Genomic DNA, 25,102 nt, shown 5'->3' with positions numbered 1-25,102 from the left:
GCGTCTGCTTGGGTTGAAACTGCAACGCGACGAATTGGCTGTGGAAATTGCTGAGCTTCAGCAACGTCTGTCATCCGGTGAACCGGAGATTACGCCGGAGGAGATTGAGCGCCTCGCCAAACTTCTTCGCGAAAGGCTCGTTAGTGGCACGCTGGAGTTCCGACAAGCCTATGCCCGGATGATCATGCGCGAAGTCACCGTAAACGATGAAGAGATCAGGATCAGCGGATCAAAATCCATCCTGGCGAAGGTCGCATCGCAAGGCCTCGACAAAACGCCGCCTGCGGTTCTCTCTATTTGTTCGGGAATGGCACGCCCTAGGGGAGTCGAACCCCTCTTTCCAGAATGAAAATCTGGCGTCCTAACCGATAGACGAAGGGCGCGTGCGGTGGGCGTCTTCTAGTCGGGGGTGCGGATTCGCGCAAGCCCTAAATGCAGGAAATTTCAGTTTTTTCCCAGCCGTGAAAGCAGGCGTGCGGGAACGCTCGAAGGCATGATTTCAACGATGATGGGAGAGGGACCCGTGGCACGCCCTAGGGGAGTCGAACCCCTCTTTCCAGAATGAAAATCTGGCGTCCTAACCGATAGACGAAGGGCGCGTGCGGTGGGCGTCTTCTAGTCGGGACGCGGCGGATGCGCAAGACGAAAAATCGCGTTCGGCGCAACTTTTTCAACAGCGAAGCGGAGGGCTCCGGCGCGCTCAAAACAGGTGGCTTCAAGGGGAGGGACCGTGGCACGCCCTAGGGGAGTCGAACCCCTCTTTCCAGAATGAAAATCTGGCGTCCTAACCGATAGACGAAGGGCGCGTGCGGTGGGCGTCTTATAGAAGGGCGTTTTTTATTCCGCAAGCGGGAAAAGGCGCTCGTGACAAAAAAATGAAAAGCCGCCCGGAAGGCGGCTTTGCGAAGGTAAAAGGGCTTTGATCCCGGGGGCTTAGCCCCATGTTCTATTTCCGTGCGCGGCAGCGCCAGTTCCAGTCGCGCTCGGGGCCGATGTCGATATGCACGGATTCGGTGTGGCAATAGGTGCCGACGCCGCCGCGGCCGGGCATGCTGCGGAGATATTCGGCCAGCTCCCACTTGCTGACACCCGAAATCTGGATGTCGGCCGCCTCGCAGCGCGTGTGCAGCGACTGCTTCTCCCGATTGGGCTTCACGTCGCGAAGGCCGGAGGTGACGATGATGGGCTTGTCGTAGTGCTTTTCGATCGTCTTCAGCACCTGCAGCAGTTCCGGCTTGAAGCAGCCGGTCTTCACCTTCTCGGTCTGCAGCCACAGGCCGTTCGGCGCAAGGCGTGCGAGACCGGCGATGGAGGCCACTTCCTTGAATTGCGGCGCATCGTCCTCGACCTCGTCCGATTCGGAATGATCCGTCGAGAACATGGAATTCGCCGTGGCGACGCCGGGCAGGACGCCAAGGGACGCTTTCTGGGTGGCGCCTGCGCTGTCGCGGTTGAGCACGCGGCGCTGCTGCTGCGTTGCAAGGCCGTCGCCGCCGTCGTTCGCCGTTGCCTTGTCGGCAAAGAGCGAGGCGACCGTCACCCGCTTGTTCTGGCCGTTCTGGGCGTCATCCGGCAGCGCGGCAAGCGCCTTTTCGGCGGCATTCACCCTTGCCGGCTCCTCGACGAGTGCGGCGCGGGCCGAAGTCGGGATCGGGATGTTCTCCGGCATGGCGTCGCTATCGCCGAGCATCGCGACTTCCTCGCCGCCGGCGGTATTGAGCTGCGGCATGTCCTCGACGGGCAGGCGCCCTGTCTTGCCGGCGCCCTGCGCCGCGCCGGCGCTTGCAAAGAGGCCGCCGTTGGAGGTGTTCGTGGCCTGCGCCGCATAGGCCGTGCCGACCGGCGCCTGGCCGCCATTGGAATAGATGCTGGCCTTGCCCGCATCCAGATTGGCCGGCTGCATGACGGCGCCCGCCATGTCGCGGCCCGCTTCGCCCTGGCCCTGCTGATCGACGGCCGCGGTGGCTTGGGAGCCCTGCGCCGCGCCTTCGGCGGCGATGACCGGCGTGGTGGTCTCTTCCCCGCTTGCGGCGGCCGTTTCTTCCTTGTCCTGCGCGGTCGTGTTGTCGGCGCGCAGATCGGTGGAGACTGCGGATACGCAGCCCGAGAGCGTGGCAACCGAGACGGCCAGCAGCAATCCATACCGCAGCGTCTTCAGGCTCGGCCACTTTCCTTGCATGGTCTGCAAAGGCTTTCCCCCGCTTTCGACGTTCATGCCCCGGTCTTGCCGACGGTGGGGCCATTTCTTCAGACAGTCGCAACCGCAATCGAAAAGGCCAGGGGGCCATGCTGCGGTTGCCGCGATGTATCGCCCGGCCATTGCAGGAAGACCGGAACGATGAAGCCGTGAAACGCAGAACGGGAGCAATCCGGCCAGAAAACGGCCAAACGCCCCCTCACGCTGGCGATCGACCGGAACGACAAGAAGCTTCCGGTCAAATACGGCAAAACGATGGTTCGTCGCTGAAGGTTTAGGACGCAAGCTTTGCCCGGAGCTTGCGTCCGGGACGAATTACCAGGCGCCCGTATTGCCCATCGAGGCCCAGGGCTCGGCCGGGGCGAGGCTTGCGCCCTTCTGCAGGATCTCGATGGAAATGCCGTCGGGCGAGCGCACGAAGGCCATGTGGCCGTCGCGCGGCGGGCGGTTGATGGTGACGCCATTGTCCATCAGCTTCTGGCAGAAGGCGTAGATATCGTCGACCTCGTAGGCGAGGTGGCCGAAATTGCGACCGCCCGTATAGTCCTCGCTGTCCCAGTTATAGGTCAGTTCCAGGCAGGGCGCGGCGTTCTCGCGCGCCGCGGCGAGGTCTCCGGACGCCGCCAGGAAGATCAGCGTGAAGCGGCCCTTCTCGTTCTCGATCCGGCGCACTTCCTCAAGGCCGAAGAGCGTGCAGTAGAAGTGCAGGGACTTGTCGACGTCTTTGACGCGGACCATCGTGTGAAGATAACGCATTGCAATGTCCTTCAAATTGGAATCGCTGAAAGGTTAGGGTTTTGTCAGCCTCGGGCAAGCCTTGCAGCCTATCAAGGGAGCCGGCAAAACTTTCAAAGGGGCTTGCGCATTCGCATCGGGACAATGTTATTCTGGTTCTCAAGAATCAGTTAACCGTAACTCATGTGACGCGTAAACGAGGGGCTGGCAGGTCATGGCGGACAGGATGTCTTCAAAGGAAATCACGATGCGTGATGACCAGGGCAGCGACGCCGTCGACCTGATCGAGATCACCGGCGTCATCAAGTGGTTCGACGTCGCCAAGGGCTTCGGCTTCATCGTGCCGGACAATGGCATGCAGGACGTGCTGCTGCACGTCACGTGCCTGCGCCGTGATGGCTACCAGACGGTTCTCGAAGGCACGCGCGTCGTGGCGCTCATCCACAAGCGCGACCGCGGCTACCAGGCCTTCCGCATCCTTTCCATGGACCAGACCACCGCCGTGCATCCCTCGCAGCTGCCGCCGGTGAAGACCCATGTGCAGGTCACGCCTTCGAGCGGGCTGGAGCGCGTGCTGGTCAAGTGGTTCAACCGCACCAAGGGCTTCGGCTTCCTGACGCGCGGCGAGGGCACGGAAGATATCTTCATCCACATGGAGACCCTGCGGCGCTTCGGCCTCACCGAGCTGCGCCCCGGTCAGGTCGTGCTGGTGCGGTTCGGCGACGGCGAGAAGGGCCTGATGGCCGCGGAGATCCATCCCGACATTCCGGTTCCGGGCAATAGGGCACATTGATGGCTGTCTTTTCACGGATTTTGGGCGTCACACGTCTGGCAAGCGCCTTCATGGCGCTTTTTCTTTGCCTTGCATCCGTCGCCGGCGCGGGCGAGAAATTCGATACCCAGCCGCTGACCATCGTCACGAAGAACGGCAAGAGCCATGCCTTCACCGTGGAACTGGCCGTGACGCCCCGCCAGCGCGAGCAGGGCCTGATGAACCGCCGCGAGATGGCGCCGGACCACGGCATGCTCTTCGCCTTCGGCGAGACGCGCCAGGTCTTCATGTGGATGAAGAACACCTACCTGCCGCTCGACATGCTGTTCATCGGCAAGGACGGCAAGGTCCGCTCCATCAAGGAGAATGCCAGGCCGCTCGACGAATCGATCATCGATTCGAAGGGCCCGATCGACTATGTGCTGGAACTGAACGGCGGTACCGTCAAACGCCTCGGCATTCGCACTGGCAACCGCGTGCAGAACGCGCTGATGGAAAAGCTGCGCAAGGGATAAGACCCGCAGCCAAAACGGACTTCCCCGATCAGGGCTGAAAAACTCGCCCTTTGCTGTTGCGGCGGCGGCGCGATCCGTGTATCTCCCCATCGCCGGAACGGACGGAGTGTAGCGCAGTCTGGTAGCGCATCTGGTTTGGGACCAGAGGGTCGGGAGTTCGAATCTCTCCACTCCGACCACCGGCAAAAGCCAAGGAAACAGGCGTTTCTCCGAGGCTTATCCATTCCCCGTATTATATCCTGTGAAAGTTCCGTGATTTGCGAACGGGTCGCCGTGATGGCGGTGCCGGGAGTTGCGCGCGCAACCCGGCAAAAGCCCTTGACTCTCCACGGACCTGCGGCCATTGCTCGGACGCTTCGTCGGCGGGTGCCGCAGGTGGAGCGCAGGAGTTTAACGAGAATGAACGGGCGCCACCGGGTTCGGGCTCTTCGAGCCGGTGCGTGGCGGGCGTTTCGGTGGTAAATGCATGTCCAATCATTTCCCCTTTACGGAATCTGGGCTATGCATGGCCGGGCGCACGTCGGAGCGTGCCCTTATGCGAGAATTCTGGAGCCGTTTCGATGACCGCGAAGATCTATCGTCCCGCCAAGACCGCCATGCAGTCGGGCAAGGCCAAGACTAATCTCTGGGTTCTGGAGTTCGATGCCGAAAAGCCGCGGACGATCGATCCGATCATGGGGTATACGAGCTCTGGCGACATGTACCAGCAGGTCAAGCTGACATTCGAAACCTGTGAGGAAGCGATTGCCTATGCCACGCGCAACGGCATCGAATACCGCGTGATCGAGCCGAAGGAAGCGACCCGCAAGCGCGTTGCCTATCCGGACAACTTCCGCTTCAACCGCATGCAGCCCTGGACCCACTGAGGTCCCGACGGCCCCTTAGCTCAACTGGATAGAGCAACTGCCTTCTAAGCAGTAGGTCGCAGGTTCGAGTCCTGCAGGGGTCGCCAAATATGCAAGTGAAATCAACGATTTCCGGCAACTTTTGATGTGCTTCCTGCGGAGGCCCACCAATAGGCGGGGTTCGCGATATACCCTGCATAATCTACCCCTAATTTTCTTTTCCACCCTCGCCTTTATCGCTACAGTTGCGTTCTGGCCCAAAGCATCGGGTCGTCGCGAGGGAGGGCAAGTGAATGCGAATGGGTCGATTTCTTGGCATGCTGGCATTGGGACTGCTGGGATCGGCAGGCCTTTGCATCGCGGATGAAATGCCCGCTTTCTGGGCGAAGTCGATGACGAACGATCCGGCGACCAATTCCTATCTCGCCCGGACCTCCAAGCCCCTGCCGGACCATGACGCCGAGACGATGCGGATCGTTACGCTCGTGAAAGTGCTCGGAAAGGAATGCCGGGGCGCTTCGGTCAACAAGAAGGCGTTGAAGGCCTTCATGAAGAGCGCGAACTACGCCGGTATCAAAGGGAAATCCTACGATAACGCGGTCTTTCTCACGCAGCACAGCCTGAAATATTTCGACTACCGGATGCTCGCGCATCTGTGCGCGGGAAGCGACTATCTTTTCGGCCCGCAGGGGCACCTTGCCGCCGGATTGATCAAGACGGGCAAGGGGAAACCCCGCACCAGCTATGATCCGAGGAATCCCTATCTGCGCATTCAGGTCGGCAAGTCGTAGCGGCGCTCCGTTCGGGGACTATGGCCCTGCCGGCGCTTCCTTGAGTTCGCAGGCGGCGGTGCCGATCGTCATCGTATTGCCGCGCCAGTCGATGTTGCCGCCGAGCCAGGCGCGCAGCCAGATGGCGGGCATCATCGTGTCGCGCAGCATCATCGCGGGAAGCGACCAGAGCGAGAGGCGCCAGCCCTTGGCGAGCGCGAGGCCGGCTTCCGGCAGGTAGATGCCGGCGAGCACCAGCAGGAGGGCGGGCGTCAGCGGGGTTCCGGCAAGGAGGGCGGCGGCGAGTGCGAGAAGGAGCGGCGGCAGGACGCCGAGCAGGATCTCCGGCGCGAAGAAGCCGGGGAAGGTGACGCGGCGAAGGCGCGACCAGCGGCTCTGGCGCGACCAGATCTCGCGGCCGGTGCGGTGCCCGAGCGGCTGCTCGAAGGGCGAGGAGACGAGGTGCACCTTGAAACCAAGCCGGTTCACCAGCTTCGTCGAGGCGGCATCCTCGGCGATCTCGGCATTCAGCGCGTGGATGCCGCCGTTCTCGTCCAGCATCGGCTTGTACCAGAGCATGCTTTTTCCCTGGGCGAAGCCGAAGCCAAGCGCCTCGCCGGCATATTGCCAGCGCGCCTGCTGGGTGTTGAGGAACATGCATTCCACCTCGGCCCAGAAGCCGTCCGGGCGCGAGCCGAGCGGCGTCGAGCAGACGACGCCGGTGTCGCTGCGCCAGGCGGCCATGAGGTGCTGGATATAGTCCGGCGGCATCAGCACGTTCGAATCGGCAAGGATGACCCAGTCGTGACGCGCAGCCTGCCAGCCCTTGACGCAATTGTTGAGCTTGGGATTGGCGCCGATGCGGTCGTCGCCGACGAGGATGCGGGCCTCGACATGCGGGTGGGCAGCTGCGGTCCGTTCGATTTCGGGAACGATCGGATCGTTGCCGTGGGCGACGCAGAAGAGAAGCTCGTATTTCGGCCAGGTGAGGCGGAAGGCGCGGTCCAGCGTCTCCGCCGAGAAATTTTCGATGCCGCGCACGGGAACGACGATGGAGACCGGCGGCTTCTTGCGAACCTCGGGCGGCGGCGCGCCGGCCGGGTCAAGCCGTCTTCCGGCGACGAGGATGCTCGCAAGGTTGGTCGCAACGAGGGCGCCCGAGGCAAGGGCGAGGGCCTGAGCCATGTCCATTCACGCAAACTCCGATGGGCGCCGGCCCTCAACGGGCGGCTGCCGGGGTGCATTCACGCGGGAAGAGACAGCACTGTCACATGACAGGGGAATGACGGGGCGTCCGGCCCCGTCTATTCCGGCGGCAGGCGGTTGCGCACGACGGTCACCGTGCAGGGCGCATGGGCGGCGACGCCGCCGGAAACGCTGCCGAGCATGGAGCGCATGGCCGATTCGGCGCGCGCGCCCATGACTATGTGGTCGACGTAGTTTTCGCGGGCATATTCGAGAATGGCATCGGCGGGCGAGACGGCCTCCAGCACATGGAAGGTGATTCCCCCGCCGGGCGCCGGCAGGTCGGTCGACCAGTTGCGAAGCTGCACGAGGCGCAGGACATGCTTGTTTCGGCCTTCCTCGTCCAGCGAGGTGTCTATGGCGATGCGGTTGATCTTCAGCACGTTGATGAAGGCGATGCGGGCATCCGGCGTGTTCTCGATGATGCGGGCGACGGTCTTGCGGATGGCGTCGGCAAGGCCCGGTGTCTCGCCTGCAAGGTCGATGGCGACGGCGACGATGGGGGCGCCCGCAAGCTGGGCCTCCGCCGTCCGGGGCCTCGCGGCTTCGATGGGCACGGGATTGAAGCGGCGGCGCAGCACCATGCCGAGCGGGTCGCGCTTCATTTTCTCCGCCCGCGCCGTCAGCTTGACGGCGGAAAGATCCTGAAGGTCGAGGGCGAGCTGGGCGGCGCTCGGATAGCGCCAGGCGGGGTTCACCTCCAGGCATCGCAGGATGATTTCCTGCAAGGCGGGCGGGATCGCGGCGTTGCGGGCGCGCGGCGGCAGCGGATCGCGCCAGAGCCGGCGCTTCAGGCCTTTCAGTCGCTGCGGATCGCCGAACGGGCGCTCGCCGGTCGCGAAGAAATAGAGCATGACGCCGAGCGCGAAGAGATCGCTGCGGAAATCGCTACGCGTGCCGAGCACCTGCTCGGGTGCCATGTAGGGCGCGGTGCCGTAGGGCAGGCGGAACTGTTCGTCCATCAGGTCCGGCAGGTGGATATGGCGGGCGAGCCCGTAGTCGATCAGCACGGCCTCGCCGGTCTCGCGGAACATGACGTTGGAGGGCTTCAGGTCGAGATGGACGACATGCTGGCGATGCAGCGAATCGAGCGCCACCGCCACCTTGGTGCCGATGGCCGCCACCTCTTCCGGCGGCAGCGGCAGGCGTTCGAGCAGTGGATAGAGCGAGGTGCCGGGCAGGCGCTCCATGACGATATAGGGGAGCGTGGCGAAATCGCCGTTTGCGACGAAGCGCGGCACATGCGGGCCGGAAAGGCGCGGCAAGATCATCTGCTCCATCTCGAAGCCGACGATCGCCGCCGGATCGTCGCCCTCGCCGATGACCGGCACCTTCATCAGGATCGGGAAGTCGATATCCGGCCGGCTGACCTTCCAGATGCGCGCCATGCCGCCATTGTGGGCGATATCCTCGATGACGAAGCCGTCGATCACGTCGCCGGGTTTCAGCCTTGCCTTGACCATCTAGCGTCCCCGCAGCAGGCGGTCGGCGAGCGAGGCCGGAAGGCCCGCCGCGCGAATCTTGTCGGCCGCCTTCTCCACGTCGTAGGCGGCGCGCATGAAGCGGAGCTCCGCGCTCCCGGTATCGTAAAGGGCGAAGGCGGCGGCCGGGTTGCCGTCGCGCGGCTGGCCGACCGAGCCCATGACGGCAAGCCAGCGGCGCTGCGGCAGGAGTGGCACCGGCGTCGCGGCGACGGGGGCAAAATGCGTGACCTTGCCGCCCGGCGCGGTGCAGTAGAGCGCCGGCTTGTGCACATGGCCGCAGAAGCTGACGCGCGCCTCGCAGGCGGCGAGATGCTGGCCGGCATCGCTGGCGTCGAGCACATAGTTCCAGTCGGCCGGCGCGCTGGCATCGGCATGGACGAAGAGACAGTCGCCCTCACGTGCCTTGAAGGGCAGGGCGGCGAGAAAGGCGCGGGTGGCGCCGCCAAGCTGGCGGCGCGTCCATTCGAGCGCCAGCGTCGCCGTGGCATTCATTGAGACGGAAGGATTGCCGACCGCGTCGTCGTGGTTGCCGCGCAGCACGATGGCGCCGCCCGCGGCAAGCCGCATCGCCTGTTCCGTGCACCATTCGGGATCCGCGCCATAGCCGACGATATCGCCGAGCAGCACGAAGCGCTCCGCCCCGGCCGCTTCCGCGGCCGCCAGCACGGCCTCGAAGGCCTCGCGGTTGGCGTGGATATCGGAAAGGATGGCGAGCAGCATGGCGGTCCGGTCTTTCAAGGTCGATGACGAGCATAACGCGCCTTGCCGGCCGCAACCATTCGACGGAAGGGGAATATCGCCCGCGCGGACTGGCGTTTCGTCAGGAATCGCGGGCGCGGAAGGCGAAAAGATCGGCATCCGCATCGCCATGGCCGGCAATATCGGCGGCGACGATCTCGGCCGCGATCTGGCTGAAGGTGATGCCGTTGCCGCCGAAACCCATCACGGCGAAGACGTTCGGCAGGCCGGGAACGCGGCCGATGAGTGGCAGGCCGGTGCGGGTGGTGCCGAAGGGGGCAGCCCAGACATGGTCCGGCTGCGGCAGGGAAAGGCCGAGCAGGGCCTCGACCTTGCGGTGGATGGTCTTCGCCTTCTGCCGAAGCTTTTGCGGCGAGGCATAGGCGTCCTCGCTCTCCTCGTCCTCGCCGCCCGCGATCAGCCGGCCGTCGCGGGAGCGGCGCAGATAGAGATAGGGATCGGCGCCCTCCCAGACGATGCAGTGCTTCAGCCAGTCGGGCAGCGCCGTGCCGGGCGGCGTCGAGAGCGCCCAGGTGGAGACGATGGCATGATCCCGGTCGGCGACCGCTTCGAGGAATTCGTAACCGGAGCAGAAGGCAGCGTGCCGCGCCGAGAGGATCCTGCCTTCTTCCGTGGCGAGGAACACGCCGTCCGCTGTGGCGCGCATGTCGGTGATCTCCAGCGGGCTGACGATCTCCACGCCGCGCGCGGCGGCGGCCCGCAGGATGCCGGCCGCCATCTGCGCCGGATTGGCGGAGGCAGAGATATCGCTGAGAAGTGCGCCGGTGCGCTGGATGGAAAAGCGCTCGGCGAGGGTGGCGGCATCGAGGAAGTCCGCCGCGATGCCTGCCGCGCTGCGGGCGTCCAGTTCGTTTTGCAAGGCCCGCCGGCCATAGGCATCGCCGGCAAGGAAGAGTGTCTTCTTGCGCTCGAAGCCGCAGGATATGCCGGTATCCGCGACGATCCGCGTCAACTGTTCCACGGCGCGGGCGGAGCGCCGCCAGGCGCGCCGGGCCTTTTCCTCGCCGATCATGCCGGCGAGCCTGTGCAGGGGGATGTCGATCTCGTGCTGGATCATCGCCGTGCTGGCGAGCGTGCTGCCATGGACGGGCTGCCGGCGGTCGACGACGAGCACGGACCGCTTGCCGTCGGCGAGCGCATGGGCCGCGAGGGCGCTCGAAATGCCGGCGCCGACGACGATGCAGTCGTAGTCCGTCCGCGACGGCCTGCCGCGCACGCGCAGGGTAATGCGCGGCGAGTCGGCCCAGAGGGGATGGGATTCGTGCAGGTCGCGCTGGCGCGTGATGTCGCGGGATTTCGGAATGGTGCCCCTCCATGCGAAAAGTCTTCCCAAACGGGCAAGGCGCGGAAAAGTTCCGGCCGGCCGCAGCGCAAGGTGGTGGTGCTTGCATTGCGGGCCGAAAGCATGCAAAGCACGGGGCGCCTGAAACACGACCGGATTTTGCCATGACCGTGAGTTCGAGAACGCCCCGCCCGATCGACCATCTGGTGCTGCCGGTGTCCGAGCTTGGAATTGCCCGCGAGCGCCTGACGCAGCTCGGTTTCACTGTCGCCAAGGACGCGCGCCATCCGTTCGGCACGGAAAACTGTTGCGTCTTCCTTGCGGACGGCAGTTATCTGGAGCCGCTCGGCATCGCCAACCGCGAGGAATGCGAGGAAGCGGCGCGCAGCGGCAATACGTTCATCGCCCGCGACCAGGCTTTCCGCTTCCGCCGCGGGCAAGAGGGCTTTTCCGGCATCGCCATGGCGACAGGCGATGCCTGGGACGACGACCGGCGCTACCGGTCGGCGGGGATTTCCGGCGGCGAGATCCTGGAGTTTTCCCGCGACATGCTGCTGCCGGACGGCACGTCCGCGACCGGCAGCTTCCGCCTTGCCTTCGCCGCCGACCTGCGCAGTCCCGATTTCTTCTTCTTCGCCTCCCAGCGCATCCTGCCGCTGCCCTCCGACCGCAAGGCGCTGGAGACGCACGGGAACGGCGTCGTGGCGCTCGCCGAGGTCGTGCTGTCCGAACAGAACCCGACGGACTTCCAGTATCTCGTGCAGGAAGCCGCCGACGAGCGCGAGATCGAGGCCATGTCCTTCGGCATGTCGGTCGAGACGCCGCGCGGCCGCATCACCGTGCTGAACGATGCCGGCCTCGAAGGGTTCTACGGCATTGCGCCGGTCGCCGGCGCGGACCGTGGCCTCAAGGGGCAGGCGGTCGTCTTCAGGGTTTCCAGCCTGTCCGATTGTCGCCGCCTGCTGGTGCAGCGCGGCGTCGCCTTCCGCGAGCGGGACAACCGCCTTCTGGTGCCGCCGGCGCCGGGACAGGGCGTCCTCTTCGTCTTTGGAGAATGAGATGAAAACCAATTCCACCGTCATCGTCGGCGAAGGCACCAGGAAGGTCACCTTCGCCCAGGACAAGCGCTTCTCGCTGATCGCCGGCCCCTGCCAGATGGAAAGCCGCGACCATGCCTACATGATCGCCGGCACGCTCGTCGAACTCTGCGACAAGCTCGGCATCGGCCTCGTCTACAAGTCGTCCTTCGACAAGGCGAACCGCACCTCGCTTTCCGGCAAGCGCGGCATCGGGCTTGACAAGGCGATGGAAATCTTCGCCGACCTCAAGAAGGATTTCGGCTTCCCGGTCCTGACCGATATCCACACGGAAGAGCAATGCGCCGTCGTCGCCGAGACGGTCGACATCCTGCAAATTCCCGCCTTCCTGTCGCGCCAGACGGACCTTCTCGTCGCCGCCGCCAGGACCGGCCGCACGATCAACGTCAAGAAGGGCCAGTTCCTTGCGCCCTGGGACATGAAGAACGTGCTGGCGAAATTCACCGAGAGCGGCAATCCGAACGTGCTGCTTTGCGAGCGCGGCGCGTCCTTCGGCTACAACACGCTGGTCTCCGACATGCGTTCGCTGCCGATCATGGCCGCGCTCGGCGCGCCCGTCGTGTTCGATGCCACCCATTCGGTGCAGCAGCCGGGCGGGCAGGGCGGTTCGACCGGCGGCCAGCGCGAATTCGTCGAGACGCTGGCGCGCGCCGCCGTCGCCGTCGGCATTGCCGGCCTCTTCGTCGAGACGCACGAGGACCCGGACAATGCGCCCTCCGACGGGCCGAACATGGTGCATCTCAAGGACATGTCGCGGCTGCTCGAAAAGCTGCTCGCCTTCGACGCCATCGCCAAGGCCTGAGATTTCAAACGGATGACACGAAGACGTGCCATCCGTTTTTCGGCGCCATCGTGCCATTGTAATTTCCGAATGGTCGATTAAAAGTGGATTTTAATCGATTTACGAACCCCGAAACAGGACGATATCCATGACTGCTATCATCGACATCATCGGCCGCGAGATTCTCGACAGCCGCGGCAATCCCACCGTCGAAGTGGACGTGCACCTCGAAGATGGCAGTTTCGGCCGCGCGGCCGTTCCCTCGGGCGCCTCGACCGGCGCGCATGAGGCCGTCGAACTGCGCGACGGCGGCAAGCGCTACCTCGGCAAGGGCGTCGAGAGCGCCGTCGCCGCCGTCAACGGCGAGATCTTCGAAGCCATCGGCGGCCTCGATGCGGAAGACCAGATCCAGATCGACCAGACCATGATCGAGCTCGATGGCACGCCGAACAAGGCCCGCCTCGGCGCCAACGCCATTCTCGGCGTCTCGCTCGCCGTCGCCAAGGCCGCCGCGGAAGCCGCCAACCTGCCGCTCTACCGCTATGTCGGCGGCCCGAACGCCCGCGTCCTGCCGGTGCCGATGATGAACATCATCAACGGCGGCGCCCATGCCGACAATCCGATCGACTTCCAGGAATTCATGATCGTGCCTGTCGGTGCGGAAACGATCCGTGACGCCGTGCGCATGGGCTCGGAAGTCTTCCACACGCTGAAGAAGCAGCTCGCCGCCGACGGCCACAACACCAATGTCGGCGACGAAGGCGGCTTCGCGCCGGGCCTCGCTTCGGCGCCCGCCGCGCTCGACTTCATCATGAAGTCCATCGAGAAGGCCGGCTATCGTCCGGGCGAGGACATGTTCATCGCGCTCGACTGCGCTTCGACCGAGTTCTTCAAGGATGGCAAGTATGTCCTGGAAGGCGAAGGCCGCACGCTGGAGCCCGGCGCCATGGCCGATTACCTCGCGGAACTCGCGGCCAGGTATCCGATCTTCTCCATCGAGGACGGCATGGCGGAAGACGACTGGGACGGCTGGAAGCTCCTGACCGACAAGATCGGCAAGAAGGTGCAGCTCGTCGGCGACGACCTGTTCGTCACCAACTCCGCGCGCCTTCGCGACGGCATCAAGATGGGCGTCGCCAACTCGATCCTCGTCAAGGTCAACCAGATCGGCTCGCTCTCCGAGACGCTCGACGCCGTCGAGACCGCACACAAGGCGAGCTACACCGCCGTCATGTCGCATCGCTCGGGCGAGACGGAAGACTCCACCATCGCCGACCTCGCCGTCGCCACCAACTGCGGTCAGATCAAGACCGGCTCGCTGGCCCGCTCCGACCGTACCGCCAAGTATAACCAGCTCATCCGCATCGAGGAGCAGCTCGGCGCGCAGGCACGGTTCGCAGGCCGCAGCATCCTGCGCGGCTGATCGGAAAAACAGTTTATCCGAAATGATGAAACCCGCGTCTCGCGACGCGGGTTTTGTTTTTTTAGGGCCGGGGAGGTGTGCGGTTTTCTCCCTGGTCAGCCTTCTTTCTTTGACCTGTCCGGCTGTGGCGTGTGGCATTGTCCTTGGGGCGATCCCCGAGAATGACGGCGGCAAAGGGCGAGGCTGCGGCGAGGGATTGGGCTCCTGGTCCATCCGTCGATGTATGGTGTCGCGTCGGGTGGTGCGGCATGGCGTGCCGCTGCTTCAGCCGGCGGTTTCTCTTCTGTCGTCATCCCCGGGCTCGACCGGGGATGACACCGCGCCGAACCACGCTTCATTATGGCGCCACGAGGGAGCGCGCACCCGTCACATGCTTCCCTGCCACCGCGCCCGTCATGGTCAATGATCGGTTAACCCCTTGGTGCTAGTGTACAATCCGTACTGCGTATCGGGGCACTTGCATGTGGACCAAACATCACAAGAAGCGGAAGTTCGGCCGGCTTACTCTGCCGGTAATTACGGTCGCATTCCTTTCCTATTTCGGTTACCATTCCGTCCATGGCGATCTCGGCCTCAGGGGAATGGAGGAGTTTGAGCGGCAGAGAGTGGAGCGCCAGGCGCGTCTCGACGTGCTCGTGCGCCAGCGCCAGATCCTGGAAAAAGAGGTCGCCCTGATGAGCGACGGCTCGCTCGAGCGGGACATGCTCGACGAAAAAGCGCGCTCGTACCTGAACATGTCGCGCGCCGACGAAATCGTCATTTTCCACTGAAGGTGTCGATTAACTGAAATCTGGTTAATCGTAAATCAGCCTTATTATTCAGGGGCTTGTTCAGAATATAAGCCATGCAATTATGGCATTGCTGCGGCCGGATTTCTCCCCTATGGTTTTCGCCAAGAAGGCAAACATAGGGAGGAACGAATGGCTCCGCGCAAAAACGCGTCCACGTCCAGCCGCAAGCCTGCGGCAAAGCCTGCGAAGAAAGATTTCCTCGGCGGCACCATCGCCGACTTCTCCAAGGAAGACGACCTCAAGGCCTATCGCGAGATGCTGCTGATCCGGCGTTTCGAGGAAAAGGCCGGCCAGCTCTACGGCATGGGCTTCATCGGCGGCTTCTGTCACCTTTATATCGGCCAGGAAGCGGTCGTCGTCGGCATGCAGCTGGCGCTGAAGGAAGGCGACCAGGTCATCACCGGCTATCGCGACCACGGCCACATGCTGGCCTGCGGCATGAGTGCGCGGGGCGTGATGGCGGAACTGACCGGACGCCGCGGCGGCCTTTCCAAGGGCAAGGGCGGCTCCATGCATATGTTCTCGAAGGAGAAGCATTTCTACGGAGGCCACGGCATCGTCGGCGCCCAGGTCTCGCTCGGCACGGGCCTCGCCTTCGCCAACCGCTACCGCGGCAACGACAATGTCTCGCTCGCCTATTTCGGTGACGGCGCGGCCAACCAGGGCCAGGTCTACGAAAGCTTCAACATGGCGGCGCTCTGGAAGCTGCCGGTGATCTACGTGATCGAGAACAACCGCTACGCCATGGGCACGGCCGTCTCGCGCGCCTCCGCCCAGACCGACTTCTCGCATCGCGGCGCTTCCTTCAACATTCCCGGCTTCCAGGTGGACGGCATGGATGTGCGCGCCGTGAAGGCCGCCGCCGACGAGGCGGTCGAGCATTGCCGCGCCGGCAAGGGCCCGGTCATCCTCGAAATGCAGACCTACCGCTATCGCGGCCACTCCATGTCCGACCCGGCGAAGTACCGCTCGAAGGACGAGGTGCAGAAGATGCGCTCGGAGCACGACCCGATCGAGCAGGTGCGCGCGCGCCTTCTCGAAAAGGGCTGGGCCAGCGAGGACGATCTCAAGCAGATCGACAAGGACGTCCGTGACATCGTCGCCGACAGCGCCGATTTCGCGCAGTCCGATCCGGAGCCGGATGTATCCGAACTCTACACCGACATCCTGCTGTAATCCGGGGAGGGATACCTATGCCAATCGAAATTCTCATGCCCGCCCTGTCTCCGACGATGGAAGAGGGCACGCTGTCCAAGTGGGTCAAGAACGAGGGCGACACCGTCAAGTCCGGTGACGTCATTGCCGAAATCGAAACCGACAAGGCCACGATGGAAGTCGAGGCCGTCGACGAGGGCGTTATCGGCAAGATCCTGATCGCCGCCGGCACCGAGGGCGTCAAGGTCAATACGGCCATCGCCGTGCTGCTGCAGGACGGCGAAAGCGCCGATGCCGTCGCCGCGCCGAAGGCTGCCGCCGCCGACAAGCCGGCCGAAGCCGCCGCACCTGCGCCTGCTCCTGCTGCCGCAGCGCCGGTTCCGGCCGCGCCGAAGGGCGAGATCGCCGCCGATCCGGATATCCCGGCCGGCACCGAAATGGTGATGACGACGGTGCGTGAAGCGCTGCGCGACGCCATGGCGGAAGAAATGCGCCGCGACGAGGACGTCTTCGTCATGGGCGAGGAAGTCGCCGAATACCAGGGCGCCTACAAGATCACGCAGGGCCTGCTCCAGGAATTCGGCGCCCGCCGCGTCATCGATACGCCGATCACCGAGCACGGCTTTGCCGGCGTCGGCGTCGGCGCGGCCATGACGGGTCTCAAGCCCGTCGTCGAGTTCATGACCTTCAACTTCGCCATGCAGGCGATCGACCAGATCATCAACTCCGCGGCCAAGACGCTCTACATGTCGGGCGGCCAGATGGGCGCGCCGATGGTCTTCCGCGGCCCGAACGGTGCTGCGGCCCGCGTCGCCGCCCAGCACTCGCAGTGCTATGCGGCCTGGTACAGCCACATCCCGGGCCTCAAGGTCGTCATGCCCTACACGGCAGCCGACGCCAAGGGCCTGCTCAAGGCCGCCATCCGCGATCCGAACCCGGTCATCTTCCTTGAGAACGAAATCCTCTACGGCCAGAGCTTCGAAGTGCCGAAGATGGACGATTTCGTGCTGCCGATCGGCAAGGCCCGCATCCACAAGAAGGGCAACGACGTCACCGTCGTCTCCTTCGGCATCGGCATGACCTATGCGCTGAAGGCGATCGCGGAACTGGAGAAGGACGGCATCGACGTCGAGTTGATCGACCTTCGCACCATCCGCCCGATGGACCTGCCGACCGTCATCGAATCGGTCAAGAAGACCGGCCGCCTCGTCACCGTGGAAGAGGGCTATCCGCAGTCTTCCGTCGGCACCGAGATCGCGACCCGCGTCATGCAGCAGGCCTTCGACTATCTCGACGCGCCGATCCTGACGATCGCCGGCAAGGACGTCCCGATGCCCTATGCCGCGAACCTCGAGAAGCTGGCGCTGCCGAACGTCGATGAAGTCGTCCAGGCGGTGAAGGCCGTCTGCTACAAGTAAGGGGAGGGCTGGGATATGCCGATCAACATCACGATGCCGGCCCTTTCGCCCACCATGGAAGAGGGCAATCTCGCCAAGTGGCTCGTCAAGGAAGGCGACACCGTGAAATCCGGTGACGTCATCGCCGAGATCGAGACCGACAAGGCGACGATGGAAGTCGAAGCCGTCGACGAGGGCACGGTCGCCAGGATCGTCGTGCCGGCCGGCACGGAAGGCGTGAAGGTCAACAGCCTGATCGCCATCCTCGCCGCCGACGGCGAGGACGTGGCTGCTGCCGCTGCCGGCGGCGGCGGCTCCGCCCCGAAGGCCGAGGCCAAGGCCGAGGCGCCGAAGGAAGCGGAAAAGCCGGCTGCTGCTGCTCCTGCCGCTGCCGCCTCGGTATCCACGCCCGCATCGGCTGGCGACAATGGCGAACGCGTCGGCAACGGCTTGTTCTCCTCGCCGCTCGCTCGTCGTATCGCCAAGGATGCCGGCATCGACATCAAGGCGATCACCGGCTCCGGCCCGCATGGCCGGGTGGTCAAGAGCGACGTCGAGAAGGCCGTCGCTTCCGGTGGCGCAAAGCCTGCTGCCGCAGCAGCCCCGGCCGCTTCCGCGGCCCCTGCCGCCGCGCCGAAGGGGATGTCCGAGGACGCCGTGCTCAAGCTCTTCGAGCCGGGCTCCTACGAGCTCGTGCCGCATGACGGCATGCGCAAGACCATCGCCAAGCGCCTGCAGGAATCCAAGCAGACGATCCCGCACTTCTACGTGTCGGTCGACGTGGAACTCGACGCGCTGCTCGCGCTGCGCGCCCAGCTCAACGACAGCGCGCCGCGCAAGGAAGACAAGCCGGCCTACAAGCTCTCGGTCAACGACATGGTGATCAAGGCCATGGCGCTCGCGCTGCGCGACGTGCCGGACGCCAACGTCTCCTGGACCGATACGAACATGGTCAAGCACAAGCACGCGGATGTCGGCGTCGCCGTCTCCATTCCGGGCGGCCTGATCACCCCGATCATCCGCAGCGCCGAGCTGAAGACGCTGTCCGCCATCTCCAACGAGATGAAGGACCTCGGCAAACGCGCCAAGGAACGCAAGCTGAAGCCCGAGGAATACCAGGGCGGCACCACGGCGGTCTCCAACATGGGCATGATGGGCGTGAAGAACTTCGCGGCCGTCGTGAACCCGCCGCATGCGACGATCCTGGCGGTCGGCGCGGGCGAGGAGCGGGTCGTGGTCAAGAAGGGCGAAATGGTGATCGTCAACGCGATGACCGTCACGCTCTCCACCGACCACCGTTGCGTCGACGGCGCGCTCGGGGCCGAGCTTCTCGGCGCCTTCAAGCGCTATATCGAGAACCCGATGGGGATGCTCGTCTGATAGCAGGGTGCGGCCATGAAGACGGTTCTCTGCTACGGCGATAGCCTGACCTGGGGTTACAACGCGGAAGCGCTCGACCGGCATTCCTTCGAGGATCGCTGGCCGAGCGTGCTCGCCAAGGCTCTGGGACCCGAGGTCACCGTGATCGCGGAAGGTCTTAACGGCCGCACCACCGCCTATGACGACCATATGGCGGACTGCGACCGCAACGGCGCGCGCATCCTGCCGACCATCCTGCACAGCCACGATCCGATCGACCTGGTCATCATCCTGCTCGGCACCAACGACATGAAGCCGGCCGTCTGCGGAACGGCGTTCGGTGCGGTGCAGGGCGTGGAGCGGCTGGTGTCGCTGGTGCGCCATCATGCCTGGTCGTTCAATGCGGAGGAGAGCCCGGAAGTACTGATCGTCTCGCCGCCGCCGCTCTGCGAGACCGCGAACACCGCCTTTGCGGCGATGTTCGCCGGTGGCGTGGAGCAATCGGCCATGCTGGCGACGCTCTATTCGGACCTTGCGGACGAGATCGGCTGCGGCTTCTTCGACGCGGGTTCCGTGGCCGGGACGACGCCGCTCGACGGCGTGCATCTCGATGCGAAGAACACGCGGGCGATCGGCAAGGGCCTCGAGCCGATCGTGCGCATGATGCTCGGGCTTTGACCGGGATCAAGGAGTGAAGGCGCGGGAGAGCTAGGCTGTCACCATCAACCCCGGTTAAGGAGATGGACATGCCGAACACCCCGCACCAACTGGCAGAGGAATTTCCGGAGCACGTTGCCGCGATCCGCCATCTTCGCGAGACCGACGGCCACTTCCACCGGATCTGCGAGGAATACCAGACGGTGAATCTCGCCATTCACCGTGCCGAGACTGACATCGAGCCGGTCGACGACTTCCACATGGCCGACATGCGGAAGGTGCGGATGCGGCTCAAGGACGAAATCTACGGGATGCTCATCCGGCCGGAAAAGGTCGAAGACATTCCCTGAGGAACGGGCTTCCCGCTCCTCGTCATGCCGCGCCGGGGTGACCCTCCGGCCGCGGCGCATGCGAACAACAGAGGAGTGGAAGCGCTCATGTCGAATGCCTACGACGTCATCGTTATCGGTTCGGGTCCGGGCGGCTACATCGCCGCGATCCGCGCCGCGCAATTGGGCCTGAAGACGGCCATCGTGGAGCGCGAGCACCTCGCCGGCATCTGCTCCAACTGGGGTTGCATCCCGACCAAGGCGCTGCTGCGCTCGGCCGAGATATTCCATTACGCCCAGCATCCGGGCGATTATGGCGTGAAGATCGAAGGTTCGGTGACGCCGGACCTCAAGGCCATCGTCGCCCGCTCGCGCGGCATCGCCCAGCGCATGAACGGCGGCGTCGGCTTCCTGATGAAGAAGAACAAGGTCGACGTCATCTGGGGCGAGGCCAAGCTGACCAAGCCGGGCGAGATCGTCGTTTCCAAGACGATCAAGGCGATCCAGCAGCCGCAGGCGCCGGTTCCGAAGAACGTCCTTCCCGAAGGCACCTACACCGCCAAGCACATCGTCATCGCCACCGGCGCCCGCCCGCGCGCACTGCCGGGCATCGAGCCTGATGGCAAGCTGATCTGGACCTATTTCGAGGCGATGAAGCCGGAAGAAATGCCGAAGTCGCTGCTCGTCATGGGCTCGGGCGCCATCGGTATCGAGTTCGCTTCCTTCTACCGCACGCTCGGCGTCGATGTGACCGTCGTCGAGGTGATGAAGTCCGTCATGCCGGTCGAGGATGTCGAAATCTCGGCGCTCGCCAAGAAGCAGTTCGAGAAGCAGGGCATGAAGATTCATCTGGAGGCCAAGGTCGCCAAGGTGGAGAAGGGCGCCAACTCCATCACCGCCCATGTCGAGATGAAGGATGGCAAGATCGAGAAGATCACGGCCGACCGCATGATCTCCGCCGTCGGCGTGCAGGCCAATATCGAGAATATCGGCCTGGAAGCGCTTGGTGTGAAGACCGACCGCGGTTTCATTGCCATCGACGGCTACGGCAAGACCAACGTTCCCGGTATCTACGCCATCGGTGACGTCGCCGGTCCCCCGATGCTTGCCCACAAGGCCGAGCACGAGGCTGTCATCTGCATCGAGAAGATTGCCGGCCTGCCGAATGTCCATCCGATGGACAAGTCCAAGATCCCGGGCTGTACCTATTGCCACCCGCAGGTCGCCTCCGTCGGCCTCACGGAAGCCAAGGCCAAGGAACAGGGCCGCGACATCCGCGTCGGCCGCTTCACCTTCGCCGGCAACGGCAAGGCCGTAGCGCTCGGCGAGGACCAGGGCATGGTCAAGACGGTCTTCGACAAGAAGACCGGCGAGCTTCTCGGCGCGCATATGGTGGGCGCGGAAGTGACCGAGATGATCCAGGGCTTCGTCGTCGCCATGAACCTGGAGACGACCGAGGAAGAGCTGATGCACACAATCTTCCCGCATCCGACGATCTCGGAAACGATGAAGGAAAGCGTGCTCGACGCCTATGGACGTGCACTGAACGCTTGAACGTGCTAAAGCCCGCCTCCACATGAGGCGGGCTTTCGAATTTCGGTCCGCAAGACGGGCGCAGAAGCCCGCTAGGAAGTGGATAGACATGGTCACCATTCTCGACCGCACCAATCCTGATCCGAACGCCCCGCGCGTTCGCCACCCGGAAAAGGCCCATCGGCCGGATACCGAGGTGCTGCGCAAGCCGGAATGGATCCGCGTCAAGGCGCCGGTCTCCAAGGGCTATCAGGAAACGCGCGATCTCGTGCGCTCGCACAAGCTGGTAACGGTCTGCGAGGAAGCGGGCTGCCCGAATATCGGCGAGTGCTGGGACAAGAAGCACGCGACCTTCATGATCATGGGCGAGATCTGTACCCGCGCCTGCGCCTTCTGCAACGTGGCGACGGGCAAGCCCAATGCACTCGACATGGCGGAGCCGGAAAACGTCGCCAAGGCCGTCAAGCAGATGGGTCTGTCGCATGTCGTCATCACCTCCGTCGACCGCGACGATCTGGAAGACGGCGGCGCCGAGCACTTTGAAAAGGTGATCTGGGCGATCCGCGCGGCTTCCCCCGAGACGACCATCGAGATCCTGACGCCGGACTTCCTGAAGAAGCCGGGTGCGCTGGAACGTGTCGTCGCCGCAAAGCCCGACGTCTTCAACCACAACATGGAAACCGTGCCCGGCAATTACCTCACGGTTCGCCCCGGCGCGCGCTACTTCCACTCCGTCCGCCTCCTGCAGCGCGTGAAGGAACTGGATCCGACCATGTTCACCAAGTCGGGCATCATGGTTGGCCTTGGCGAGGAGCGCAACGAAGTGCTCCAGCTCATGGACGACCTGCGCACCGCCGACGTGGACTTCCTGACCATCGGCCAGTACCTCCAGCCGACGCGCAAGCACCACAAGGTGGAAAAGTTCGTCACGCCGGAAGAGTTCAAGTCCTACGAGACCGTCGCCTATACCAAGGGCTTCCTGATGGTCTCCTCCAGCCCGCTGACGCGCTCCTCGCACCATGCCGGCGACGACTTCGCCCGCCTGCGCGCCGCGCGCGAGAAAAAACTTCTCGCCGCCGCGGAATAGACTTTTCCGCCGGCCTCCTTTAAGCCCCGCCGTCCTGCCCGACGGCGGGGTTTTTCATTTCGGAGGCGGCGATGACGATCACGATCGAGGAAGCGGCGGAGCGGTTGAAGACCGCGGAGCGCGTGCTGGTGATCGGCTGTTCGGGCAGCGGCAAGAGCACGCTGGCGCTGAGGCTCGCCGGCCGGCTTGCGCTGCCTTACGTCTCGATGGACCGCGAGATCTTCTGGCTGCCGGGCTGGCAGACGCGGCCGCGCGCCGAGGCGCTGGCGCGTCTTCAGGGGATCGTCGCAGGCGAGCGCTGGATCATCGACGGCACCAGCCCGGGCACTCTGCCGCTGCGCCTGCCGCGCACCCATCTGGTACTCTGGCTTCGCCCGCCGCACCTGATGTCGCTTTACGGCGTGATTTCGCGCTGGCTGCGCTATCGCGGGCGCTCGCGGCCGGAAATGGCCGACGATTGCCCGGAGAAGATCGACCGTGAATTCCTTGCCTATGTCTGGAATTTCGAGAAGACGGAAAGCCCCGAGATCGAGGAGAATCTTGCGGCATTTGGACCCGAAGTGCCGGTTTGCGTGTTGAAATCGCGGCGCGAGAACAACCGGCTACTTGCAAGACTTGCCGCGGTTCATTAGCTCTCGGCCATGCCCCAGTTCGAAACCCGCAGACCCGTTCCCCATACGCCCGAGCAGATGTACGACCTCGTCGCCGATGTCGAGCGCTACCCGGAATTCCTGCCGCTCTGCGAGGGGCTGGCGGTGCGTTCGCGCAAGGAGCGGGACGGCAAGGAGCTGCTGATCGCGGACATGACGGTCGGCTACAAGGCGATCCGCGAGACTTTCACGACGCAGGTGCTGCTGAACCGGGCCGAGCGGGCCATCGACGTGAAATATATCGATGGGCCTTTCCGCTATCTCGACAATCGCTGGCGCTTCGAGGCGACGCCGGACGGCGGCTGTTCGGTGCATTTCTTCATCGACTACGAGTTCAAGAGCCGCATCCTCGGCGCGCTGATGGGCTCGATGTTCGACCGCGCCTTCCGCATGTTCACCGACGCCTTCGAGAAGCGCGCGGCGGCGATCTATGGCGGTCCGTCAATCGGCTGAAAGTTCGACCAGCATTTCAAGGGCGGTGCGGACCGTCGCAAGCCGCACAGCGCTGCGGCCGATATCGCCGTAGCGCATTTCCCGATGCAGCGTTTCGCGGCCCTTGCGCGCGGCGGCGAGATGGACGAGGCCGACCGGCTTTTCGTCCGAACCGCCGCCGGGGCCGGCAATGCCGGTGACTGCGACCGAGATGTCCGCGTTCGAATGCCGAATGGCGCCTTCCGCCATCTCCAGCGCTGTCGGGCGCGAGACGGCGCCATGCGCTTTCAGCGTTTCGGCCGAAACGCCGATCATCTGCTGCTTCGCCTCGTTGGAATAGGTGACGAAGCCGCGATCGAAGGCGTTGGACGAGCCGGCGATCTCGGTGATCACGCCGGCAATGAGGCCCGCCGTGCAGGATTCGGCGGTGGCGATCATCAGCCCGCGCGCGGAAAAATCGGTGACGATGTGCTGCGCGGTCTCCTCGATGTCCTCCGGCCAGATGCTCATGCCTCGCTCCCCCTGTAGACCACGGTGGCCGTGGCGATGGCAGCGATGCCCTCGCGCCGCCCGACGAAGCCGATCTTCTCGTTCGTCGTCGCCTTCACCGAGCAGCGATCCTGCGAAATGCCGAGGAATTCCGCAAGGTTCCGCCGCATCGCCTCGCGGTGCGGGCCGACCTTCGGCGCCTCGGCGATCAGCGAGACGTCGGCATTCATGATCGTGCCGCCGTTGGCGCGCACGATGGCCGCCGCATGTTCGAGGAAGATGCGCGAGGCGGCACCCTTCCATTGCGGATCGGACGGCGGGAAATGGTCGCCGATATCGCCCGCGCCGCAGGTGGCGAGCAGGGCGTCGGTCAGGGCGTGCAGGGCGACATCCGCGTCGGAATGGCCGGAAAGCTTCTGGTCGTGCGGGATGAAGAGGCCGCAGAGCGTCACGCCGTTGCCGTCTACGAGCTGGTGCACGTCATAGCCGTTGCCGGTGCGCACGTCGGGCAATCCATGGGAAAGGCGCTGGTCGGCCATGGCGATATCCTTCTGTAGCGTGAGCTTGACGTTGCCGGCACTGCCTTCGACGAGATGCACGCGCACCCCGGCCCATTCGGCGATCGAGGCGTCGTCGGTGAAATCCGTGCGGCCGGAGGCGCTCGCGCGGCGATGGGCTTCCAGAATGGTCTGGAAGTGGAAGGACTGCGGCGTCTGCGCCGCGAAAAGGCCGGAGCGGGAGACCGTTTCGGCGACATTGCCGTTGGCATCCGCGCGCTTCAGCGTGTCCGCCACCGCGACGGCGGGCAGGACTGCGCGCGCGCCATGATGGAAGGCGGTGAGCGTGCGCTCCAGAATGGCCGGCTCGACGAAGGGGCGCACGGCATCCTGGATCAGCACATGGCTGATCTCGTCCGCCGCCAGCGCTTCGAGACCGGCAAGCACGGACTGCTGGCGCGTCGAGCCGCCCTGCACGACCGTCAGGCGCTCGCCGGCGGGCAGGGCGGCGGCGCGGGCGGTTTCGAACAGTGCCTCGTCATCGGGATGAATCACGACGACGATACGCTTGGCATGCGGCCAATTGACAAAGAGATCGAGCGTATGGGAGATGACCGGCCTTCCGCCGATGCGGCGGTATTGCTTGGGGCCTTCGGCATGGCTGCCCGCCCGCTCGCCGCGCCCGGCGGCAACGATCACAACACCGCAGGATAGCGCATTTTCCGCCAGCATCTCGGTTCCACACCTCCGTTTCAAAGCGTTCGGGGTGGTTTAGCCGGAAGGATGCGGCAATGCCAGCGCCGCGCGGAAAATTGCGCCGG

General features: G+C 64.4%; 25 protein-coding genes and 5 tRNA genes. 19 read left to right on the top strand and 11 right to left on the bottom strand.

Features of this window, described 5'->3' with window-relative positions; translation table 11 throughout:
- Positions 1-308: 308 nt before the first annotated feature.
- The 5 genes from ShzoTeo12_RS07865 to ShzoTeo12_RS07845 all read right to left on the bottom strand — a co-directional run bounded on the left by ShzoTeo12_RS07865 (position 309) and on the right by ShzoTeo12_RS07845 (position 2,953).
- Positions 309-383, bottom strand: a tRNA-Glu gene (locus ShzoTeo12_RS07865).
- A 141-nt stretch (positions 384-524) separates the two neighbouring features.
- Positions 525-599: transfer RNA gene (locus tag ShzoTeo12_RS07860), tRNA-Glu, on the bottom strand.
- Between the two features lie 132 nt (positions 600-731).
- Positions 732-806 (bottom strand) — tRNA-Glu (locus tag ShzoTeo12_RS07855).
- Positions 807-946: 140 nt separating this feature from the next.
- The gene (locus ShzoTeo12_RS07850) at positions 947-2,215 is read right to left on the bottom strand and encodes a YcbK family protein (RefSeq protein WP_318912056.1); all 1,269 of its coding nucleotides are present in this window, start codon (positions 2,213-2,215) and stop codon (positions 947-949) included.
- 297 nt (positions 2,216-2,512) lie between these two features.
- A complete protein-coding gene (locus tag ShzoTeo12_RS07845; RefSeq protein WP_318912054.1) occupies positions 2,513-2,953 on the bottom strand; it encodes a VOC family protein in 441 nt (146 codons plus the stop codon).
- A 193-nt stretch (positions 2,954-3,146) separates the two neighbouring features.
- Here ShzoTeo12_RS07845 and ShzoTeo12_RS07840 point away from each other — a divergent pair, with 193 nt between their 5' ends.
- The 6 genes from ShzoTeo12_RS07840 to ShzoTeo12_RS07815 all read left to right on the top strand — a co-directional run bounded on the left by ShzoTeo12_RS07840 (position 3,147) and on the right by ShzoTeo12_RS07815 (position 5,855).
- Positions 3,147-3,725, top strand: coding sequence for a cold-shock protein (locus ShzoTeo12_RS07840; RefSeq protein WP_318912052.1), 579 nt, complete (start codon positions 3,147-3,149; stop codon positions 3,723-3,725).
- A 50-nt stretch (positions 3,726-3,775) separates the two neighbouring features.
- On the top strand, positions 3,776-4,219 hold the full coding sequence (locus tag ShzoTeo12_RS07835; RefSeq protein WP_119256250.1) for a DUF192 domain-containing protein: 444 nt from the start codon (positions 3,776-3,778) through the stop codon (positions 4,217-4,219).
- 102 nt (positions 4,220-4,321) lie between these two features.
- Positions 4,322-4,398, top strand: a tRNA-Pro gene (locus tag ShzoTeo12_RS07830).
- A gap of 381 nt (positions 4,399-4,779) precedes the next feature.
- Entirely contained in the window at positions 4,780-5,085 is a 306-nt protein-coding gene (locus ShzoTeo12_RS07825) for an ETC complex I subunit (protein WP_119256251.1), read from the top strand.
- Between the two features lie 9 nt (positions 5,086-5,094).
- Positions 5,095-5,171: transfer RNA gene (locus tag ShzoTeo12_RS07820), tRNA-Arg, on the top strand.
- Positions 5,172-5,456: 285 nt separating this feature from the next.
- Positions 5,457-5,855 (top strand): hypothetical protein, encoded by a 399-nt coding sequence (locus ShzoTeo12_RS07815; RefSeq protein WP_318912048.1) that lies wholly within the window; start codon positions 5,457-5,459, stop codon positions 5,853-5,855.
- Positions 5,856-5,873: 18 nt separating this feature from the next.
- Here ShzoTeo12_RS07815 and ShzoTeo12_RS07810 read toward each other — a convergent pair whose 3' ends face one another.
- The 4 genes from ShzoTeo12_RS07810 to ShzoTeo12_RS07795 all read right to left on the bottom strand — a co-directional run bounded on the left by ShzoTeo12_RS07810 (position 5,874) and on the right by ShzoTeo12_RS07795 (position 10,625).
- Positions 5,874-7,025, bottom strand: coding sequence for a ceramide glucosyltransferase (locus ShzoTeo12_RS07810; protein ID WP_318912047.1), 1,152 nt, complete (start codon positions 7,023-7,025; stop codon positions 5,874-5,876).
- A gap of 113 nt (positions 7,026-7,138) precedes the next feature.
- Positions 7,139-8,542: a bifunctional serine/threonine-protein kinase/universal stress protein gene (locus ShzoTeo12_RS07805; RefSeq protein ID WP_318912045.1), complete on the bottom strand. Its 1,404-nt coding sequence runs from the start codon at positions 8,540-8,542 to the stop codon at positions 7,139-7,141.
- Complete coding sequence (locus ShzoTeo12_RS07800) at positions 8,543-9,283, bottom strand: metallophosphoesterase family protein (RefSeq protein WP_318912406.1); 741 nt, start codon at positions 9,281-9,283, stop codon at positions 8,543-8,545.
- A gap of 100 nt (positions 9,284-9,383) precedes the next feature.
- Positions 9,384-10,625: an FAD-binding oxidoreductase gene (locus ShzoTeo12_RS07795; protein ID WP_318912404.1), complete on the bottom strand. Its 1,242-nt coding sequence runs from the start codon at positions 10,623-10,625 to the stop codon at positions 9,384-9,386.
- Positions 10,626-10,768: 143 nt separating this feature from the next.
- Between ShzoTeo12_RS07795 and ShzoTeo12_RS07790 the strand changes: the two genes are divergently transcribed.
- The 13 genes from ShzoTeo12_RS07790 (at position 10,769) to ShzoTeo12_RS07730 (ending at position 23,316) form a co-directional block, all read left to right on the top strand.
- Complete coding sequence (locus tag ShzoTeo12_RS07790; protein WP_318912043.1) at positions 10,769-11,662, top strand: VOC family protein; 894 nt, start codon at positions 10,769-10,771, stop codon at positions 11,660-11,662.
- A 1-nt stretch (position 11,663) separates the two neighbouring features.
- Positions 11,664-12,503 (top strand): 3-deoxy-8-phosphooctulonate synthase, encoded by an 840-nt coding sequence (gene kdsA, locus ShzoTeo12_RS07785; protein ID WP_318912041.1) that lies wholly within the window; start codon positions 11,664-11,666, stop codon positions 12,501-12,503.
- A gap of 127 nt (positions 12,504-12,630) precedes the next feature.
- Positions 12,631-13,905 (top strand): phosphopyruvate hydratase, encoded by a 1,275-nt coding sequence (gene eno, locus ShzoTeo12_RS07780; protein ID WP_318912039.1) that lies wholly within the window; start codon positions 12,631-12,633, stop codon positions 13,903-13,905.
- Positions 13,906-14,366: 461 nt separating this feature from the next.
- Entirely contained in the window at positions 14,367-14,675 is a 309-nt protein-coding gene (locus tag ShzoTeo12_RS07775) for an FtsB family cell division protein (protein WP_119256283.1), read from the top strand.
- A gap of 150 nt (positions 14,676-14,825) precedes the next feature.
- Positions 14,826-15,872 (top strand): pyruvate dehydrogenase (acetyl-transferring) E1 component subunit alpha, encoded by a 1,047-nt coding sequence (gene pdhA, locus ShzoTeo12_RS07770; RefSeq protein WP_119256284.1) that lies wholly within the window; start codon positions 14,826-14,828, stop codon positions 15,870-15,872.
- 17 nt (positions 15,873-15,889) lie between these two features.
- Positions 15,890-17,269: a pyruvate dehydrogenase complex E1 component subunit beta gene (locus tag ShzoTeo12_RS07765; RefSeq protein ID WP_318912035.1), complete on the top strand. Its 1,380-nt coding sequence runs from the start codon at positions 15,890-15,892 to the stop codon at positions 17,267-17,269.
- Positions 17,270-17,284: 15 nt separating this feature from the next.
- A complete protein-coding gene (locus tag ShzoTeo12_RS07760) occupies positions 17,285-18,628 on the top strand; it encodes a pyruvate dehydrogenase complex dihydrolipoamide acetyltransferase (RefSeq protein ID WP_318912034.1) in 1,344 nt (447 codons plus the stop codon).
- Between the two features lie 15 nt (positions 18,629-18,643).
- Positions 18,644-19,285 carry an SGNH/GDSL hydrolase family protein gene (locus ShzoTeo12_RS07755; RefSeq protein WP_318912032.1) on the top strand — a complete coding sequence of 214 codons (642 nt, stop codon included), beginning with the start codon at positions 18,644-18,646 and terminating at the stop codon, positions 19,283-19,285.
- A gap of 68 nt (positions 19,286-19,353) precedes the next feature.
- Entirely contained in the window at positions 19,354-19,614 is a 261-nt protein-coding gene (locus tag ShzoTeo12_RS07750; RefSeq protein WP_119256405.1) for a YdcH family protein, read from the top strand.
- Positions 19,615-19,701: 87 nt separating this feature from the next.
- Positions 19,702-21,147 carry a dihydrolipoyl dehydrogenase gene (lpdA, locus tag ShzoTeo12_RS07745; protein WP_318912030.1) on the top strand — a complete coding sequence of 482 codons (1,446 nt, stop codon included), beginning with the start codon at positions 19,702-19,704 and terminating at the stop codon, positions 21,145-21,147.
- 88 nt (positions 21,148-21,235) lie between these two features.
- Positions 21,236-22,213 carry a lipoyl synthase gene (gene lipA, locus ShzoTeo12_RS07740; protein WP_318912028.1) on the top strand — a complete coding sequence of 326 codons (978 nt, stop codon included), beginning with the start codon at positions 21,236-21,238 and terminating at the stop codon, positions 22,211-22,213.
- Positions 22,214-22,284: 71 nt separating this feature from the next.
- Positions 22,285-22,845, top strand: a complete 561-nt coding sequence (locus ShzoTeo12_RS07735) for an AAA family ATPase (RefSeq protein WP_318912026.1) — start codon at positions 22,285-22,287, stop codon at positions 22,843-22,845.
- Between the two features lie 9 nt (positions 22,846-22,854).
- On the top strand, positions 22,855-23,316 hold the full coding sequence (locus ShzoTeo12_RS07730) for a type II toxin-antitoxin system RatA family toxin (protein WP_313193035.1): 462 nt from the start codon (positions 22,855-22,857) through the stop codon (positions 23,314-23,316).
- Here ShzoTeo12_RS07730 and ShzoTeo12_RS07725 read toward each other — a convergent pair.
- Together ShzoTeo12_RS07725 and ShzoTeo12_RS07720 are read right to left on the bottom strand one after the other, a co-directional pair.
- A complete protein-coding gene (locus ShzoTeo12_RS07725; RefSeq protein ID WP_318912024.1) occupies positions 23,305-23,805 on the bottom strand; it encodes a CinA family protein in 501 nt (166 codons plus the stop codon). The genes ShzoTeo12_RS07730 and ShzoTeo12_RS07725 overlap by 12 nt on opposite strands.
- A complete protein-coding gene (locus ShzoTeo12_RS07720; protein WP_318912022.1) occupies positions 23,802-25,013 on the bottom strand; it encodes a bifunctional 2-C-methyl-D-erythritol 4-phosphate cytidylyltransferase/2-C-methyl-D-erythritol 2,4-cyclodiphosphate synthase in 1,212 nt (403 codons plus the stop codon). The genes ShzoTeo12_RS07725 and ShzoTeo12_RS07720 overlap by 4 nt, the downstream gene beginning before the upstream one ends.
- Positions 25,014-25,102 lie beyond the last annotated feature (89 nt).

The organism is Shinella zoogloeoides (assembly GCF_033705735.1).
Lineage (GTDB): Bacteria > Pseudomonadota > Alphaproteobacteria > Rhizobiales > Rhizobiaceae > Shinella > Shinella zoogloeoides_A.
The sequence above is the reverse complement of the archived record's forward strand: the minus strand, read 5'-3'. Positions and strand labels throughout refer to the sequence as shown.